This is a genomic window from Rhizobium tropici CIAT 899 (genome assembly GCF_000330885.1).
GTDB lineage: Bacteria > Pseudomonadota > Alphaproteobacteria > Rhizobiales > Rhizobiaceae > Rhizobium > Rhizobium tropici.
In genome coordinates this window covers 2,475,970-2,493,625 of the sequence record NC_020059.1, presented here as the reverse complement: position 1 = coordinate 2,493,625, position 17,656 = coordinate 2,475,970, and the positions used below count along the sequence as shown (strand labels likewise).

The following is a 17,656-nucleotide window of genomic DNA, read 5'->3' as shown; positions in this document are numbered from 1 at the left end:
CGGCCGGGTGGTCGTGGCAATGCCCCGTATTCCTGTTTATATGAAGCGAGCCAGAGGTAGCCATGCGATTTTCCAATACGTTTCTCGATGAGATTCGCGACCGCGTCTTGATTTCAGACGTGATCGGTCGTCGTGTGACGTGGGATCGGCGCAAGACCAATGTGCCGCGCGGCGATTACTGGGCCTGCTGCCCCTTTCATGGCGAGAAATCGCCGAGCTTCCACTGTGAGGATCGCAAAGGGCGCTATCACTGCTTCGGCTGTGGCGTTACAGGCGACCATTTCCGCTTTCTTACCGAATTGGAGGGCTTGAGCTTTCCAGAGGCCGTGCAGCAGATCGCCGACATGGCAGGCGTCCCGATGCCCGTTGCCGATCCGATGGAGGCGAAGCGCGAGAAGGAGCGCACGTCGCTGCTCGACGTTATGGAAATGGCGACCCAGTTTTTCCAAGACCAGTTGCAGACAGCCAATGGAGCGCGGGCAAGGGCCTATTTGCGCGATCGCGGCCTCAGTGGCCGCACGATCGAGACCTTCCGTTTGGGGTATTCGCCCGATAGCCGCAACGCCCTGAAAGAGCATCTTGCCAGCAAGGGTGTGCTGAAGGAGCAGATGGAGGCCTGTGGCCTCGTCGTGCATGAGAACGTGCCGGTCTCCTATGACCGCTTCCGCGACCGCATCATGTTTCCGATCCTGTCCTCGCGCGAGAAGGTGATTGCCTTTGGTGGCCGCGCCATGTCGCCGGATGCGCCGGCGAAATACCTGAATTCCAACGAGACCGAGCTCTTCCACAAGGGCAATGTGCTCTACAATTTCACCCGCGCCCGCCGCGCTTCGCAGGGCGCCGATGGCGCCGGGACCATTATCGCGGTCGAAGGTTATATGGATGTCATCGCGCTGCATCAAGCCGGCGTCGAGAATGCCGTTGCGCCGCTCGGCACAGCTCTGACGGAGAGCCAGCTCGATCTCCTCTGGAAGATGACGCCGGAGCCGGTGCTCTGCTTCGATGGCGATGGCGCCGGCATCCGCGCGGCCAATCGTGCCGCCGATCTGGCGCTGCCTCATATCAAACCGAACCGCACCGTACGCTTTGCCTTGCTGCCCGATGGCAAGGACCCTGACGATCTCGTGCGGCAGGATGGGCGCGCGCCGTTCGACAAGGTGCTGGCGCAGGCGAAGCCTCTTGCCGACCTCATCTGGACGAGGGAGGCCGGCAGCGGCACCTTCGAGACGCCGGAGGCGCGGGCGGAGCTGGAAGCGCGGTTGCGGCGCATCGTGTCTGTCATCGGCGACGAAGATGTGCGGCGCCATTATCAGCAAAATATGCGCGAGCGGCTGAACGGGCTGTTCCAGCCGCAGTTCCAGCGGGGCGGCCAGCAGGGGCGTGGTTTTTCCCGTGACGGTAATAGCCGCAACTTTGCAGGTCGTGGCGGACAGGCACGTACCGGGGCTGCGGTGGCGACGACCGCATCCGATCGCTTGCAGCGTTCGGCCATGATCAAGGGACATCAGGATATTCCGAGCCTTCGCGAAAGCGTGCTCGCTTTGACCATCGTCAACCATCCGGCACTGCTACAGGACGAATATGACGAGATCGCCGCGATCGATTATGACAGCCGCGAACTGCAGCGGCTCTGGTCCGCGGTCCTTGGGGCGGCTGCAACTCTGGTTGGGCCTCAGCTCGTGCGCGAGCGATTGCTCGAGCAACTGGAAGAACAGGATTTCGGCGCCCTGCTGAAAAGCTTGGAACAACAGATTCGCAATGCCCGCCTGTGGACTGCCACCGAGGCCGCCGCCATGGAGGATGCGCGCGAGGGCTATCGCCAGGCACTTGCGCTCCACAAGCGCTCGAAAGCATTGCGCTGGCACAAGATCGAGCTGGAAGGCGCTATTGCCGAGGCGACGGAAGAAGGCGACGGTGAAGCGATCGAGCCGTTGATTCGCGCCTTGCAGGAAGTACAGCTCGAGGCGCTGCGTCTGGAAAATCAGGAAGCGATCATCGATGGCTTCGGTGTGCTCTCCGGTCGCGTCAAAGGTGCCGCTGGAAAATAGGGAATAGATGCCTCAGCCTGAACGACAAGAGCCGCGATTTTCCGTAGACGACGCATTGTTTGGTGAGGGCACACATGTGCCGGCGCCGCTCGATGTGCTGAAACGTGTCTATGGATATTCCGCCTTTCGCGGCAAGCAGCAGCAGGTGATCGAGCATGTCGTCTCCGGCGGCGACGCGGTCGTGCTGTTTCCGACCGGTGCCGGCAAGTCGCTGTGTTTCCAGATTCCCGCGCTTTGCCGCGATGGTATCGGCATCGTCGTCTCGCCGCTGATCGCGCTGATGCGGGATCAGGTGGAGGCCATGAAACAGCTCGGCATCCGGGCTGCCGCCTTGAATTCGTCCCTGTCGCGCGAGGAGGCGAGCGATGTCTATCGCGCCATTTCCGCAGGCAAGCTCGATCTGCTCTATGTGACGCCGGAACGCATCGCGACGGAAGGCTTCTGCCAGATGCTCGGGCGGGCGAAGATCGCGCTTTTCGCGATCGACGAGGCGCATTGCGTCTCCCAATGGGGCCATGACTTCCGACCGGAATACCGCGATCTCGGCAGGCTTGCGGAGCTTTTTCCCGGCGTGCCGCGCATCGCGCTGACGGCAACGGCCGATCCGCATACGCGAGACGACATTATCGAACGATTGGCGCTTGACGATGCCAAGGTCTTCACTACGAGCTTCGATCGTCCGAACATTACCTATGAGATTGTCGAGCGCGATCAGCCGCGACAGCAATTGCTGCGATTTCTCGAAGGTCATCGCGGTGACAGCGGTATCGTCTATTGTCTCTCGCGTGCCAAGGTCGAGGATACGGCAGAGTGGCTGAACGGGCAGGGCATCCGCGCGCTTCCCTATCATGCCGGCATGGATCGAGCGCTTCGCGATGCCAATCAGGATGCCTTCTTGAAAGAGGAAGACCTGTGCCTCGTGGCGACGGTTGCCTTCGGTATGGGCATCGACAAGCCGAATGTGCGCTATGTCGCCCATCTCGATCTGCCGGGATCAGTGGAGGCCTATTACCAGGAAACTGGCCGCGCCGGGCGTGATGGGCTGCCCTCCAATGTCTGGATGGCCTATGGCATGGCCGATGTCATCCAGCGCGGGCGGATGATCGACGAAGGCGGCGCGTCCGAGGAGATAAAGCGCGTCGAGCGGGCAAAGCTCAATGCGCTGCTTGCGATCTGCGAGACGGCCGGCTGCCGGCGGCAGTCGATCCTTTCGCATTTCGGAGAGGCACATGGCGGCGGTTGCGGCAATTGCGATACCTGCCTGAAGCCTGTGGAGACCTGGGACGGGACGGAAGCGGCCATCAAGGCGCTTGCCGCCGTCTATCGGACCGGCGAGCGTTTCGGCACCGGCCATGTCATCGATGTGCTGATGGGAACGGTCAATGAGAAGACCGAGCGTTTCGGCCACATCGATATGCCGGTTTTCGGCGCAGGTAAGGATATTCCCTCTCGCACCTGGCAATCGATCTTCCGGCAATTATTGGCGAACGGCTTTATCAGCATCGACCACACGGCCTTCGGTGCCATGAAGCTCCAGGAACAGGCGAGGGCCGTCTTCAAGCGCGAGCGGCAGGTGTTTTTCCGCAAGGATCGGCCCGAAACGGGCCGTCGCGGCAAGAAGGCGGGACGACCGGAGAAGCAGGCACACGGGCTTTCCGGCGAGGCACAGGCACTGTTCGATGCGCTGCGGGCCGAGCGCACCCGGATCGCCAAGGAGTTGGGCGTGCCGCCTTACGTCGTTTTTCCGGATACGACGCTGATCGCCTTTGCGACAGAGCGGCCCAGGAATCACCGAGATCTTCTGGGGATATCGGGGGTTGGGCAATCGAAGCTGGACCGCTATGGAGACGCGTTCCTTGCCGTGATTTCGGAGTTCGCCAATCGCTGACGTGTTGATGCCATTATCGAAGCCCGGCGGCCGAAACGCTACATGCGCACCGTCATTCCGCCATCGACGGTCAGGACGTGGCCGTTAACGAAAGAAGCGGCGTCGCTGGCGAGGAAAAGTGCTGCGCCCGCAATCTCGTCGGGACGTCCCCAGCGCTGAACGGGGATGCGCTGACGCACGATAGGGATCAGGTCTTCGTTAGCGACCATCGCCGCATTGGTTTCCGTTGAGAACCAGCCTGGCGCGATGGCGTTGCTTGTGATGCCGTGAGGGCCAAATTCCACAGCCATGCTGCGCATTAGGCCTGTCAGACCCTGCTTGGCGGCGGGATAGACGCAGTCACCCGGCATGACGACCTGTCCGCTGATCGAAGTGACCGAGATCAGCCGCCCGTGATTATTTCGTTTCATCAGGCGCGCCGCATCGCGGGAGAGCATGATCGAGGCGGCGAGATCCGTGTTGAGCAGGGCGAGGATCGCCTCGTCGTCGAAGTCGGCCAGTGGGCGCCTGTCGCGGGCACCGACGTTGTTGATTAGTATGTCGAGCCGGCCGTGATTTTTCTCGATGTTGTTTATTGCTGCGTGCTGAGCGTCGCGATCGGAAATGTCGAAGGCGGCGGCTTCCGCCGAGCCGTCTCTTGCTCGGATCGCTTCCACGGCTACATTGAGTGTGGCTGCAGTTCGTCCGTTGAGGATGACGTGAGCGCCGGCATCGGCGAGCGCCTGTGCCATCTCAAATCCCAGGCCACGTCCGCCGCCGGTAATGAGGGCAACCTGTCCTGCGAGGGAGAATCTGTGGAATATGCTCATGGTTCTCCCTTATTGTCAGACCAACGCCAATCTGCTGCAAAATATTGGACTGAGTCAAGTAATTTTTGAGATGAAGTCACCTCGGGCTCGACCAGGAAGTTGCGTACATCCGCCCTGTTTTGCCAGATACTGTCGAAACTGCGCTCTGTCGCGCTGACGTCACCGGGTTGCGCATTTTTGCCGTTGCTGGATGCAGCAAGTGGCCGGATCCTATGTTATTCCTTGATTAATTAGGCCCTTTGACCAGCATCGGAATGCGACCATGACTTCTGCGTTCATCTCCCACCTGCGCAACGAACTTTCCGGCCTGAAAGAAGCCGGCCTCTATAAGGCCGAGCGCGTCATCACCTCCAAGCAGGCTGGCGAAATCGCCGTGCTGGGTGGCGCGCGCGTCCTCAATTTCTGTGCCAACAACTATCTCGGCCTCGCCGACAACGAGGAGCTTGCCGAGGCCGCGAAGAAAGCGCTCGATCGCTATGGCTACGGCATGGCTTCGGTGCGCTTTATCTGCGGCACGCAGGAGGAGCACAAGCAACTCGAGGCGCGGATTTCGGCTTTCCTCGGCATGGAGGCGACGATCCTCTATTCCTCCTGCTTCGATGCCAATGGCGGGTTGTTCGAGACGCTGCTGTCGGAAGAGGATGCCATCATCTCGGACGCCCTTAATCATGCCTCCATCATCGATGGTGTGCGGCTCTCCAAGGCAAAGCGCTTCCGCTATGCCAACAACGACATGGCGGCCCTGGAAGAAGAATTGAAGAAGGCCGAAGGCAGCCGCTTCAAGCTGATCGCGACGGACGGCGTCTTCTCGATGGACGGCATCATCGCCAACCTCGGCGGCGTCTGCGATCTGGCGGAAAAATACGGCGCGATGGTCATGGTCGATGACAGCCATGCCGTCGGCTTCGTCGGCGAGCATGGCCGGGGATCGGCCGAATATTGCGGCGTCGAAGGCCGTATCGACATCATCACCGGCACGCTCGGCAAGGCACTAGGCGGTGCCTCGGGTGGCTATACTTCGGCGAGAGGCGAGATCGTCGAATGGCTTCGGCAGCGCTCGCGCCCGTATCTCTTCTCGAACACCTTGGCGCCGGTTATCGCGGCTGCCTCCTTGAAGGTCTTCGATCTGATCGAGAACGGCGCCAACCTGCGTACACGCCTTCAAGGCAATGCCGAACTCTTCCGCCGTGAGATGACCAAGCTCGGCTTCACGCTTGCCGGCGCCGATCACCCCATCATTCCCGTCATGCTCGGGGATGCAAAACTCGCGCAGGACATGGCGGCGCTGATGCTGAAGAAGGGCGTCTACGTCATCGGCTTTTCCTTCCCCGTGGTGCCGAAGGGGCAGGCGCGGATCCGCACGCAGATGTCGGCTGCCCACTCGAAGGCCGATGTCGAAAAGGCGATTGCAGCCTTTGCCGAAGCCGGAAAAGAACTCGGAATCATTTGAATTGGTTGGAGAGAGCCGATCATGTCGAACATGATGAAAGCGTTGGTCAAATCCAGGCCGGAAGTCGGGCTGTGGATGGAACATGTGCCGGTTCCGGAGGTCGGGCCGAACGATGTCCTCATTAGGGTCAGGAAGTCGGCGATCTGCGGTACGGATGTCCATATTTGGAACTGGGATCAATGGGCGCAAAAAACCATCCCCGTACCGATGGTGGTTGGCCACGAATTCTGCGGCGAGATCGCCGAGATCGGTTCGGCCGTGACGAAATATCATGTCGGCGAGCGCGTCTCAGGCGAAGGCCACATCGTCTGCGGCAAGTGTCGCAACTGCCGGGCGGGCAGGGGCCATCTCTGCCGCAACACGCTCGGCGTCGGCGTCAACCGCCCCGGCTCGTTCGGCGAGTTCGTCTGCATTCCCGAATCCAATGTCGTGCCGATCCCCGATGATATCCCGGACGAGATTGCCGCGATCTTCGACCCCTTCGGCAATGCCGTGCATACGGCGCTTTCCTTCGATCTGGTCGGTGAAGACGTACTGGTGACCGGCGCGGGACCGATCGGCATCATGGGTGCGATGGTCGCCAAGCGCTCGGGCGCCCGCAAGGTCGTCATCACCGATATCAATCCCACTCGGCTGGCGCTTGCCCGCAAGGTCGGCATCGATCATGTCGTCGATGCTTCCAAGGAGAACCTTGCCGATGTGATGAAGTCCATTGGCATGACCGAGGGTTTCGATGTCGGGCTGGAAATGTCAGGCGCGGCTCCCGCCTTTCGCGACATGATCGATAAGATGAACAATGGCGGCAAGATCGCCATTCTCGGCATCGCACCGGCCGGCTTCGAGATCGACTGGAACAAGGTCATCTTCAAGATGCTGAACCTGAAGGGTATCTATGGCCGTGAGATGTTCGAGACCTGGTACAAGATGATCGCCTTCGTGCAAGGCGGTCTCGATGTATCGCCCCTCATCACCCATCGTATCGGCATCGATGATTTCCGCGATGGCTTCGAAGCAATGCGTTCAGGCAATTCCGGCAAGGTCGTAATGGACTGGAATTGATGCCATTCGGCCACACTCTCAGTCTCGGTAATACCTGCCGATGCTGGAAATGTGAGGCTTTGCTCAGGATGCTCTTGTCATCGCGCGGGGACTTCCTAAATACGAGAAACAATAAATTGCTGCGTGCGGAGCCTGTGGATAAGGCTTTTTCGCGCATTTAACGGGCTTTTTTGCTGGAAAAGCTTGACGAGAACTAAAATTCTGGGAATCACCGTTTAACTTCGGAAAGAACGGTAAACTGGATCAAGCGGATCACCTAATACCATGGCCGGAAATCCAAACGCAATCCAGCTTTGCAATCCGGTGGCGGTGATCGTGGTTAATCGGGCATTAAAGGTCATTCCGTTAGGTGTTCGTCGGTGAGTCGCAGCTGGTGCAGGGCGCGCCAGCCAGTGTGATTGTTTCACCGCGTGAAAGTTTGCAGCGTCAGGGAAAGCGACGATATAAAAATGGCAACAAAGGTCAAAGAGAACGAAGAAGCTGAAGTCGAGCGCGACGGCACCTCCGACGGCCCCCTTCTCGATCTTTCCGACGACGCGGTCAAGAAGATGATCAAGGCCGCGAAGAAGCGCGGCTACGTGACGATGGACGAGCTCAATGCCGTTCTGCCGTCCGAGGAAGTGACGTCCGAACAGATCGAAGACACGATGGCCATGCTTTCGGACATGGGCATCAACGTCATTGAAGACGAAGATGTCGAAGAGGCTGGCGCTGCGGCCAGCGACGACGACGACGCCGGCGGCGACGATGAAAGTGAAGGCGGCGAACTGGCCCCTTCCACCGGTTCCGCGCTTGCGACCGCGAAGAAGAAAGAGCCGACCGACCGTACGGACGACCCGGTGCGCATGTATCTGCGCGAGATGGGTTCCGTTGAGCTTCTATCGCGTGAAGGCGAAATCGCGATTGCCAAGCGCATCGAGGCCGGCCGCGAAACCATGATCGGCGGCCTCTGTGAGAGCCCGTTGACGTTCCAGGCGCTGATTATCTGGCGCGACGAACTCAACGAAGGCACGACGCTGCTGCGCGAGATCATCGATCTTGAAACCACCTATTCCGGTCCCGAGGCCAAGGCTGCACCGCAGTTCCAGAGCCCTGAGAAGATCGAGGCTGACCGCAAGGCAGCCGAAGAGAAGGAAAAGGCACGCCGCGGCCGCTCTCCTTCCGGTGACGACGACATCACCAATGTCGGCGGCGAAGGCCTGCCGATCGAGGAAGAGGAGGAGGACGAGGACGAATCCAACCTCTCTCTCGCCGCGATGGAAGCCGAGCTTCGCCCCCAGGTGATGACGACGCTCGACATCATCGCCGAAACCTACAAGAAGCTGCGCAAGCTGCAGGACCAGCAGGTCGAGCAGCGCCTGTCGGCTTCCGGTACGCTCTCTTCGGCGCAGGAGCGCCGCTATAAGGAACTCAAGGATGAGCTGGTCAAGTCGGTCAAGTCTCTGTCGCTGAACCAGAACCGCATCGACGCCCTCGTCGAGCAGCTCTATGACATCAACAAGCGCCTCGTTCAGAACGAAGGCCGCTTGCTGCGTCTGGCCGAATCCTATGGCGTCAAACGTGACAGCTTCCTGGAACAGTATCAGGGTGCCGAACTCGATCCGAACTGGATGAAGTCCATCGGCAATCTGGCTGCGCGCGGCTGGAAGGAGTTTGCCAAGAGCGAAAATACGACGATCCGCGACATTCGCCAGGAAATTCAGAACCTTGCGACCGAAACCGGTATCTCGATCTCGGAATTCCGCCGTATCGTTCACATGGTTCAGAAGGGCGAGCGCGAAGCGCGTATCGCCAAGAAGGAAATGGTCGAAGCCAACCTGCGCCTCGTCATTTCCATTGCCAAGAAGTACACCAACCGCGGCCTGCAGTTCCTCGACCTCATTCAGGAAGGCAATATCGGCCTGATGAAGGCGGTCGATAAGTTCGAATATCGCCGCGGCTACAAGTTCTCGACCTACGCCACCTGGTGGATTCGTCAGGCGATCACCCGTTCGATCGCGGACCAGGCGCGCACCATCCGTATTCCGGTGCACATGATCGAAACGATCAACAAGATCGTTCGCACGTCGCGCCAGATGTTGCACGAAATCGGCCGCGAGCCGACGCCGGAAGAACTGGCCGAAAAGCTCGCCATGCCGCTCGAAAAGGTGCGCAAGGTGCTGAAGATCGCCAAGGAGCCGATTTCGCTCGAAACCCCGGTGGGCGACGAAGAAGATTCGCATCTCGGCGATTTCATCGAGGACAAGAATGCGCTTCTGCCGATCGACGCCGCCATCCAGGCGAACCTGCGCGAAACGACGACCCGCGTTCTGGCATCGCTGACGCCGCGCGAAGAGCGCGTGCTGCGCATGCGCTTCGGCATCGGCATGAACACCGATCATACCCTCGAAGAAGTCGGTCAGCAGTTCTCGGTGACGCGCGAACGTATCCGTCAGATCGAAGCGAAGGCGCTGCGCAAGCTCAAGCATCCGAGCCGCAGCCGCAAGCTCAGAAGCTTCCTCGACAGCTGAGTTGCATCGGCAGCTTATGAAATCAGGCCCGGTTCGTGAAAGCGAGCCGGGCTTTTTATTGACGATATCGGGATCGAAGGGGTGATCATGGCGAGCAAACCGCAATTCATGGAAACAGCCATCCCAATCCGGCTCCGCGATGCGTTGGCTGGATATGAATGGCGGCAGGATGCGCTTGGCCGCTCCTCGGCCCATGTTTTCCGGCTCGAGGCCGATGGGCGTGCGCCAGTCTACCTCAAGACCGAGCTGGCCGATCCCCTGGGCGAGCTGGCCGGCGAGGTTGCGAGGCTGCGATGGCTCGCCTCGCAGGGTTTTGCCTGCCCGGACATCATTGCCCATGAGAAGGACGGCGAACGCGAATGGCTTTTGATGGGTGTGCTCTTCCCGGCAGCGATCTCGTCAGCGCCGAGTGGTTACAGCCGCTCGAGCGGGTGCTGCTTTTGGCGGATGCGTTGCGGCAATTGCATGCCACCGATATCGCCGCTTGTCCCTTCGATCATCGGCTGGAGAACAGAATCGGCACGGCAAAGGTGCGCTTGCTTGCCGGCCGCGTCGATGAGGACGACTTTGACGAGACCCGGCTGGGAAGGGCGGCAAAGGATCTTTTTCGCGAGCTCGTGGAGACGAGGCCGCTCACAGAGGATCTAGTCGTCACCCATGGAGATGCCTGCCTTCCGAATTTCATGGCCGACGGCCCGAAGTTCAGCGGCTATATCGATTGCGGCCGCCTCGGCATTGCCGATCGCCATCAGGATATCGCACTTGCCTGCGGTAGCATCGAGCACAATTTCGGAAAGGAATTGGTTGCGGAGTTTTTGAAAGCCTATGGCGATTTTGAACGGCAAGCAGAAAAGATGGCATATTATCAGCTACTGGATGAGTTCTTCTGACTGGGAATGCGACCGTCTGGGCGATGCGCGATCACGGAGGTTTGTTTTTGCGCCATTGCGGATCGCGCGGAGGCCTGACAAGTTCGATTTCGACCGATGCCTCTTTCGCGGTCCGTGGCCGGATACCATATGTCAGCGACCGGAAAGTCTTCTGATCTGTTTGCCGATAAGGATCGAATGAATCGATGCATTGTTTTCGCCTGATTGCTTTCTCGTCGCGAGCCATCCGCTGAACGATGGAAAAGGTCGCGGAAAAACGGGATAGGGAAATAAGGCCGGGCTTTGCCCTGTCGATCCTTTTACACGTCCTGTTTGTCGCGATTTTTTTGCTGCCGCTATTTCCCGCGCCACCCGAGGCGAAGCCCGAGCAGAGCGTCAATGTCGAGCTGGTACCGCAGCAGGAAGAAAAGCAGGAACTCGCGACAAAGGCGAATGAGAAGCCCGATCAGCCTCCGAAGCCGACGCCGAAACCTGACGAGAAGCCGGCGGAGCAGACCGCCGAAACCCAACAGGAGCCACAGCAGCCTGAGGGAAAGAAGGCGGACGAACAGCCGCCCAAGCCATCCGATCCCAGCGGCAAGAAGCAGGCAGAGAAGCCCGCAGCCAAGCCTGACGAGGCCAAGGCTGATAAGCCGGTGGAGCAGGCGAAGTCTGAGCCCAAACCTGATGATCCTGCCGCTGAGAAGCCTGTCGAGAAGGCGGAACAGCAGCCCCCTGTCGTAGACGTACCTGTTCCAGATATGAACGGCGATCAGAAGAATCCGACCACAACACAGCAGGCCGACACCTCGGAGCAGCGAAACAATACACCTCCGATGCAACCAAATAATGCCGCGGCCGAGCAACAGGCAGAGGCACAAGCAGCCACGGACGCGGCTGCACAAGCGCAGGCAGCGCAACAGGCGCAAGATACCCTGCAGCGGACTGATGCCAAAGACCAGATGACAAATGCGACTGAGCCGCCGGCAAGCGACTCGAACACCAAGGCCCTATCATCGGCGCCCGATGTTCTTACGACCAAAGAGCCTTCGGATTTTCAAGTACAGCCGCCGCAGGCGGCGTCATCCGACCTGAAGCAGCAAGCTCCTGCAGAGCAGGTCAAGAATGAAACAAAAGATCTGCCACAGATTGTCGTTCCGGCGGTAAAGCCCTCTCCCTCTCAGCAAAGTTCTCAAGAACAGTCCGCTTCGATCAGTCAAGGTGATCCGACTGCCGGCACTGCATTATTCACTGAAGCGCAGCCTAAATCAGACGCGATGGAGATGGCTGTCCGCGCGAGAAAGCTCTATTCAGATGTCGAGATGGCTCGCTTGTCCAAGAGCAATTATGATGCCTGGAAGAAGATGCCACGTAGGGAACGTGTTTCGTATCTTTGCCGCAGTGAAGCTCTAGCTCAATTTGGGCATGAATTTAACGCGCCAAATTATGTCAATTCGGCATTCTCGCCTACTATGCTGAGTGATACTGGTGTCTCGGCCGATGGGGTAGCGGTTCCGACCTCAAAAGGTTGGTATCGAGTTGCCTTCAGGTGCCAAGTTGACGATGCAGCTTTGAAGGTTACGGCCTTCTCATATACGAGCGATGGACGTGTCCCTAAAAATCAGCTTGAGAGGCTCGGTTTGCCTGCATTTTGATGATACGCACAGTTATGGCTGTAGGTTGAAACAATAGTTTATCCCCCACACAATCGAAATCCGCCCCATTTCATCATACAATTGCCTGCATCTCACTGATTCAGTGTCTTCCATCGCACTTTTCCGAAGATTCCGATGTCCTCGATTACAGCCGATCCCAGCTCTGCGGCCGCAAACCGCTCCGCCCTGCGTGGTGTCTTTGTGGCATTCGCGTCCTATGCCGTCTTCGCCTTCAGCGATGCGTCGATCAAGATCCTGCATGGGGCGATCCCCTCCTATCAGGTCGCCTTCATCGGCGCGCTGTTCGGCCTTGTCGCCGTGCCGTTTCTGAAGAAGCGGGAGGATAGCTGGCTCGATATGGTAAGGACGTCGAACCGTCCCTTGTGGCTGTTGCGTTTCGTCTGCGGCGCGACGGGCGCCATCTGCTCCGTCGTCGCCTTCACCAAGCTGCCGATGGCGGAAGCCTTTGCGCTGCTGTTTCTGCTGCCGTCCTTTGTCACCATTCTCTCGGTGATCTTTCTTAAGGAAGATGTGCGCTGGCAGCGCTGGACGGCCGTCATTCTCGGTTTCGTCGGTGTGCTGATCGTTCTGCGGCCGGGTTTTCGCGAGCTTTCGATCGGTCATCTCTGCGCGGCGATCGGCGGTCTTGCGGCGGCGATCTCCATCGTCGTCAACCGCGCGCTCGGCTCGAAGGAGAAGCGCATCTCGCTCTATGGGGCAGGCCTTTTCGGAACGCTCATCGTCAGCGGCCTCCTCATGCTCTCCGAAGTCACCATGCCGACGCCGACGCAGTGGATATTCCTCGCGAGCTACGGCCTCCTTGGTGCGTGCGGCAGCGTCTTGCTCTTGACGGCCGCGCAGATGGCGCCTGCCAATCTGGTTGCGCCACCGCAATATAGTCAGATGCTCTGGGCGATCGCCTTTGGCTACCTGCTGTTCAATGATAGCATCGATATGCCGATGGCCGTCGGCATTGTCCTCATCATCTTTTCCGGCCTGCTGACATTGGCGCGGGAGCGCAAGCGCGGCACGCCGCTGCCGGCCGCCGTTACCGGCGATACGCAGGCGGCATTGGCGACGGCGGAGGATCACAAGGCCGCAGGAGGCGCTTAAGCCTTGTGTCCCGATTGCTGGTGCGCAACATTGTCGCTCGTGTGCGACGCCATAGCTGATATAGCGAACAGGCGGAATGAGAGGCACCAGGATGAAGTCCGGTCAATTCAGGATATATCGTTCTCGCCTTGCCGGCGTCGAGGCAGTCCGGGCCGAAACCGGCCATAGCTTCCCCAAGCACACGCATGACCAATTCGGCATCGGTATCATCGAGGCCGGCGCGCAAAGGTCGCTGAGCGGGCGAGGGATGGTACAGGCAGAGGCCGGCGACGTCATCAGCGTCAACCCGAACGAGGTGCATGACGGCATGCCGATCGGCAGAAGCCGCGCATGGTCCATGCTCTATTTCGATCCCCGGCTGATCGGCGATCTGTTGCGCGACGTCGGCGAGGGTGGGTTCGGTGCGGTGGAATTCCCGTCGCCTGTCATCCGCGACGGGGAGATGGCCGGGCATTTCAAAACCCTGTTTTCGCTTCTGATCGAGGATGCGGCTGAGAATATCCTCCTGCGGGATGAACTGCTTCTGTCGCTTATTGCCGATGTGATGCGCGAGAGGGCAGGCGCCGTGCGCGAAGATGCCATTCCCGCTGATATCAAAAGGGCACGGGAATTGATCGATGACGATCCCGCCGCTTCATTGACCCTCGCCGAACTGGCAGAACTATGCGGGCTGAGCCACTTCCGTTTCCTGCGTGCCTTCGCCAAGGCGACGGGACTGACGCCCCATGCCTACCTCATGCAGCGCCGGATTCATGAAGCGCGCCGGCTGATTGCGGTGGGCACGCCCTTGGCGGAAGCGGCCTTTGCCAGCGGTTTTTCCGATCAGAGCCATATGACGCGGCTCTTCGTTCGCAATTTCGGTGTCTCGCCGGGCGCCTATGCTGCGGCCATCGGCTGAAGCTTCTGCAATTTTATTCAAGACCGGAGGGTAATGACGGGGTTTTCTGCTGCGACAAGCAGATGCCTATCAGGAGGTGCGATGTTTTTCCGCCATTCGAACGAAATGTGGAGCGAGTTTCCGGAGCTGGTTCCCGGCGTGCTGTTCGCCGAAGGGATAACCTCGGCTGTTGATGTCGGCGATCGGATCGCCGGATATCATGCGACCGCCGCAGACCGGCTGGCGCAGCATCCTGAAAGCGAGATGGCTGAAATACAGGCATGGCGGCGTGCTTTCTCCAAAATGGGATTGAAGCCGACGCAATATCGCTGCGCCTCCGAAGCGCTGCTGCGCCGATTTCGCCAGGAGGGGTCGTTGCCGCGGCTGCATCCGCTCGTCGATCTCTGCAATGCGATCTCGATCGCTTTCGCGATTCCCGTCGCCGTTTTGGATCTTTCGAAAATCGCTGGCGATCTCGAAGTGCGGCATGCAAGCGGCAGCGAATCCTATTTGACCTTTTCCGGTGAGGTGGAGCATCCGGAGGCGAGGGAGGTGATCTTTGCCGATGCGGCTGGGCAGGCACATGCCCGCCGCTGGACCAATCGACAGAGCGGCTTGTCCGCAGTGCGTGACGACACACACTCGGTGCTTATCGTCGCGGAAGCGCTGCACGGTTCTGCGGTGAGCGATGTTCCCAAGCTGATCGATGCGATCGCAGCGGAGCTGGCGGCGATATGGTCGATCGAGGCCAGGCAGGGTGTTCTCAGCTCGTCTTCACCGCGATTTGATCTATCGTCCGCGATGAATTTGCAGCTGCAGCAAAAACAAGATTGACAGGGGGCGCATCGAGGCAGAGCAGGGAGGTGTAGAAAATTCGATTGTTGAGAAGCAAGTCTGCGAGCGCCCCGGCCGGCAGACGAAAAGGCCCATGGATACATTGCAGACTCTAGACCGGCCAAGCGTGCTCGGTCACCCCGGCTATCGTTCATTCGCTGCGTCGCGCGTTTTTTCTTCGATAGGCTTTCAGTCTGTCACGGTTGCCATGGGCTGGATGATTTACGATCAGACCCATAGCGCCTTTTTTCTCGGCCTCGTCGGCTTCTGCCAGTTCCTGCCCATGGTCATCCTGACGTTTGTCGTCGGGCATGTCGCCGATCGGTTTGACCGACGCCGCATCGGCCTTGCCTGCCAGCTGATCGAGGCGCTGACGGCGCTGGTTCTCGCGGTGGCTGTCTGGCAGCGCTGGATAGGTCCCGTCGGCATTCTGGCTGCCGTTGCCGTCATGGGCGCAGCAACCGCCTTTGAACGTCCCACGATGGCAGCGCTTTTACCGAATATCGTGCCGTCTTCGTTGCTGCAGGTTGCCATCGCCACCTCCACTTCGATGATGCAGACGGCCTTCATCATCGGGCCTTCGCTGGGCGGCCTCCTCTATGGCGTCAGCCCCGTTGCTCCGTTTGTCATGTCGGCCGTGCTTTACATCATCGCGAGCGTCAATGTCATTTCGATCCGGGTCGAGCGGGAGCAGCCGGCATCGCGCGAGCCGGTGACGCTGAACTCCGTTTTTGCCGGCGTTTCCTTTATCGCGAGTCGCCCCGTCATGCTGGGAACGATCTCGCTCGATCTCTTCGCCGTGCTGCTTGGCGGCGCGACGGCGCTGCTGCCGATGTTCGCGCGCGATATCCTGCATGCGGGACCCTGGGGGCTCGGCCTCTTGCGTGCCGCGCCGGCAATCGGCGCGCTCGCCATGTCCATCTGGCTGGCACGTCGGCCGCTGCAGAGCGATGTCGGCACGAAGATGCTGTTTGCCGTGCTCATCTTTGGGGTCGCCACTATCGTCTTTTCGCTCTCGAGCAACATCATCCTTTCGGTCGCGGCGCTCTTCGTCGTCGGAGCCTCGGATACCGTCAGCGTCGTCGTGCGCAGCTCGCTCGTGCAGCTCCTGACGCCTGATGCCATGCGCGGCCGCGTCAATGCCGTGAATTCGCTGTTCATCGGCACCTCCAATCAGCTCGGTGAATTCGAGTCCGGCATGCTTGCCACTGCACTTGGACCTGTCCTGACTGGCCTCGTCGGCGGCGTCGGAACCATCGTTGTGGTGCTTCTCTGGATGCGCCTCTTTCCGGATCTGACCAGGGTGAAGACGCTCAGAGGTTAGCAGCGTCCATCCTTGGATTGCTTTTCCGCAAGATTGATTAACCCGACATCCCGCAGCAGATGTTGGTTTTCCTCCAGCAGCATGTCTCGCTTTCGGCCACCTTCATTATGCGAGCGTCGTTCCGAGGCGCCTTGCCGGATCAGAAGCCGGACGAACCATGTTCTCCAGCTTTCAACATGAAGAATGTTCATCTATCTATGACCTCGAAGTGCTTGGTCAGTAGATAGGTGCGCTTGAAATAAAGCGATGTATAATGAATCCTCAGGCTGCAAAGCATGAGGGATTTTCATGGGAAAGAGGCCGTTGCCACCGCTCTCGGTGCTTCAGACATTCTGCGCCATTGCCGAGACCGGCGGTTTTGGCCGCGCCGCCGAGCGGATCGGGCAGACACAGACGGCGGTCAGCCACCAGCTTGCGCAGTTGGAAGGATGGATCGGCGGCCGTCTGTTCGATCGCGGCCGAAATGGGGCGCGACTGACACCGCTGGGCGCCCGCCTGCACCCCGCCATCTCAGGCGTGATCGCCGAGCTGGAGGCGGCACTGTACCAGGCGCGCGCCAGTATTTCAGTTCGCGGCGTCGCAGTATCCGTCTCACCGGAGTTTTCCAGCCAGTGGTTGGCGGCGCGGCTGCCGGATTTCTGCCAGCGTCATCCGGACATCGAGGTGAAGCTGGCTGTCGGCTATCAGCGCCCGGATTTTCAGCCTGGAGGTACCGATCTCGCCATCTGGCTCGGCCGTGCCGACGCGGCTTTCACCCATGAAGAACTGCTGACGGACGAAGAGTTCGTCGTCAGTTCGCCGGAACTGTCCAAACGACTGCCGCCGCGCTGGGCCATTAGGGCCGCTCCGCTTCTGCGCTATTCCGGCATGCGGCATACGATTCTCGATTGGCAGCGCTGGCACGAGCAGGTGATTGGCGAGAGCGGCGGCGAGGACGGCGTGCGTTTCGATATCGCAAGGGCTGTGGAGGAGGCGCCTCTCTTTGATTCCTTTGCCGAGATGCTGGAGGCTTGCCGACAGGGCCGCGGCTTTGCTCTCGTGCGAAGCTCGCTGGTCGCACGCGATCTCGCCGAGAAAAAGCTGGTCAGATGCTTTGTCGAGGTACAGCCGGCTGCCGTCAGCTATAGCCTGGTCTATCCGCCGAACGCCTTGCTGAACCCGGCTGCGGCCCTGTTCCGCAATTGGTTGCTCGCGCAAGTTCGTTCGCCGGGCTAGTGGGA

12 protein-coding genes and 1 pseudogene are annotated in these 17,656 nt (G+C 59.7%); 12 read left to right on the top strand and 1 reads right to left on the bottom strand.

Translation table 11 applies throughout. The features are described 5' to 3' along the window. Positions 1-62: 62 nt before the first annotated feature. Positions 63-2,048: a DNA primase gene (gene dnaG, locus RTCIAT899_RS12275; protein WP_015340558.1), complete on the top strand. Its 1,986-nt coding sequence runs from the start codon at positions 63-65 to the stop codon at positions 2,046-2,048. A 7-nt stretch (positions 2,049-2,055) separates the two neighbouring features. Next, the gene (gene recQ, locus RTCIAT899_RS12270; protein WP_015340557.1) at positions 2,056-3,936 is read left to right on the top strand and encodes a DNA helicase RecQ; all 1,881 of its coding nucleotides are present in this window, start codon (positions 2,056-2,058) and stop codon (positions 3,934-3,936) included. 38 nt (positions 3,937-3,974) lie between these two features. Here recQ and RTCIAT899_RS12265 read toward each other — a convergent pair whose 3' ends face one another. Next, positions 3,975-4,745 (bottom strand): SDR family oxidoreductase, encoded by a 771-nt coding sequence (locus RTCIAT899_RS12265; RefSeq protein WP_015340556.1) that lies wholly within the window; start codon positions 4,743-4,745, stop codon positions 3,975-3,977. A 262-nt stretch (positions 4,746-5,007) separates the two neighbouring features. Between RTCIAT899_RS12265 and RTCIAT899_RS12260 the strand changes: the two genes are divergently transcribed. The 10 genes and pseudogenes from RTCIAT899_RS12260 (at position 5,008) to RTCIAT899_RS12210 (ending at position 17,651) form a co-directional block, all read left to right on the top strand. Next, complete coding sequence (locus RTCIAT899_RS12260; protein ID WP_015340555.1) at positions 5,008-6,195, top strand: glycine C-acetyltransferase; 1,188 nt, start codon at positions 5,008-5,010, stop codon at positions 6,193-6,195. Positions 6,196-6,216: 21 nt separating this feature from the next. Continuing rightward, entirely contained in the window at positions 6,217-7,254 is a 1,038-nt protein-coding gene (tdh, locus tag RTCIAT899_RS12255; protein WP_015340554.1) for an L-threonine 3-dehydrogenase, read from the top strand. 449 nt (positions 7,255-7,703) lie between these two features. Beyond that, positions 7,704-9,764, top strand: a complete 2,061-nt coding sequence (gene rpoD / locus RTCIAT899_RS12250) for an RNA polymerase sigma factor RpoD (protein WP_015340553.1) — start codon at positions 7,704-7,706, stop codon at positions 9,762-9,764. Between the two features lie 87 nt (positions 9,765-9,851). Further along, positions 9,852-10,654: pseudogene (locus tag RTCIAT899_RS12245) on the top strand (APH(3')-II family aminoglycoside O-phosphotransferase). A 236-nt stretch (positions 10,655-10,890) separates the two neighbouring features. Then, a complete protein-coding gene (locus RTCIAT899_RS12240) occupies positions 10,891-12,288 on the top strand; it encodes a DUF930 domain-containing protein (RefSeq protein WP_015340551.1) in 1,398 nt (465 codons plus the stop codon). A 135-nt stretch (positions 12,289-12,423) separates the two neighbouring features. Then, entirely contained in the window at positions 12,424-13,401 is a 978-nt protein-coding gene (locus RTCIAT899_RS12235) for a DMT family transporter (protein ID WP_015340550.1), read from the top strand. Positions 13,402-13,492: 91 nt separating this feature from the next. Continuing rightward, positions 13,493-14,299: an AraC family transcriptional regulator gene (locus RTCIAT899_RS12230; RefSeq protein ID WP_015340549.1), complete on the top strand. Its 807-nt coding sequence runs from the start codon at positions 13,493-13,495 to the stop codon at positions 14,297-14,299. 81 nt (positions 14,300-14,380) lie between these two features. Beyond that, a complete protein-coding gene (locus tag RTCIAT899_RS12225; protein WP_015340548.1) occupies positions 14,381-15,112 on the top strand; it encodes a B3/B4 domain-containing protein in 732 nt (243 codons plus the stop codon). 94 nt (positions 15,113-15,206) lie between these two features. Then, positions 15,207-16,436 carry an MFS transporter gene (locus RTCIAT899_RS12220; RefSeq protein WP_015340547.1) on the top strand — a complete coding sequence of 410 codons (1,230 nt, stop codon included), beginning with the start codon at positions 15,207-15,209 and terminating at the stop codon, positions 16,434-16,436. A 288-nt stretch (positions 16,437-16,724) separates the two neighbouring features. Further along, positions 16,725-17,651, top strand: a complete 927-nt coding sequence (locus RTCIAT899_RS12210) for a LysR substrate-binding domain-containing protein (protein ID WP_015340546.1) — start codon at positions 16,725-16,727, stop codon at positions 17,649-17,651. The last annotated feature ends 5 nt before the right edge of the window (positions 17,652-17,656 follow it).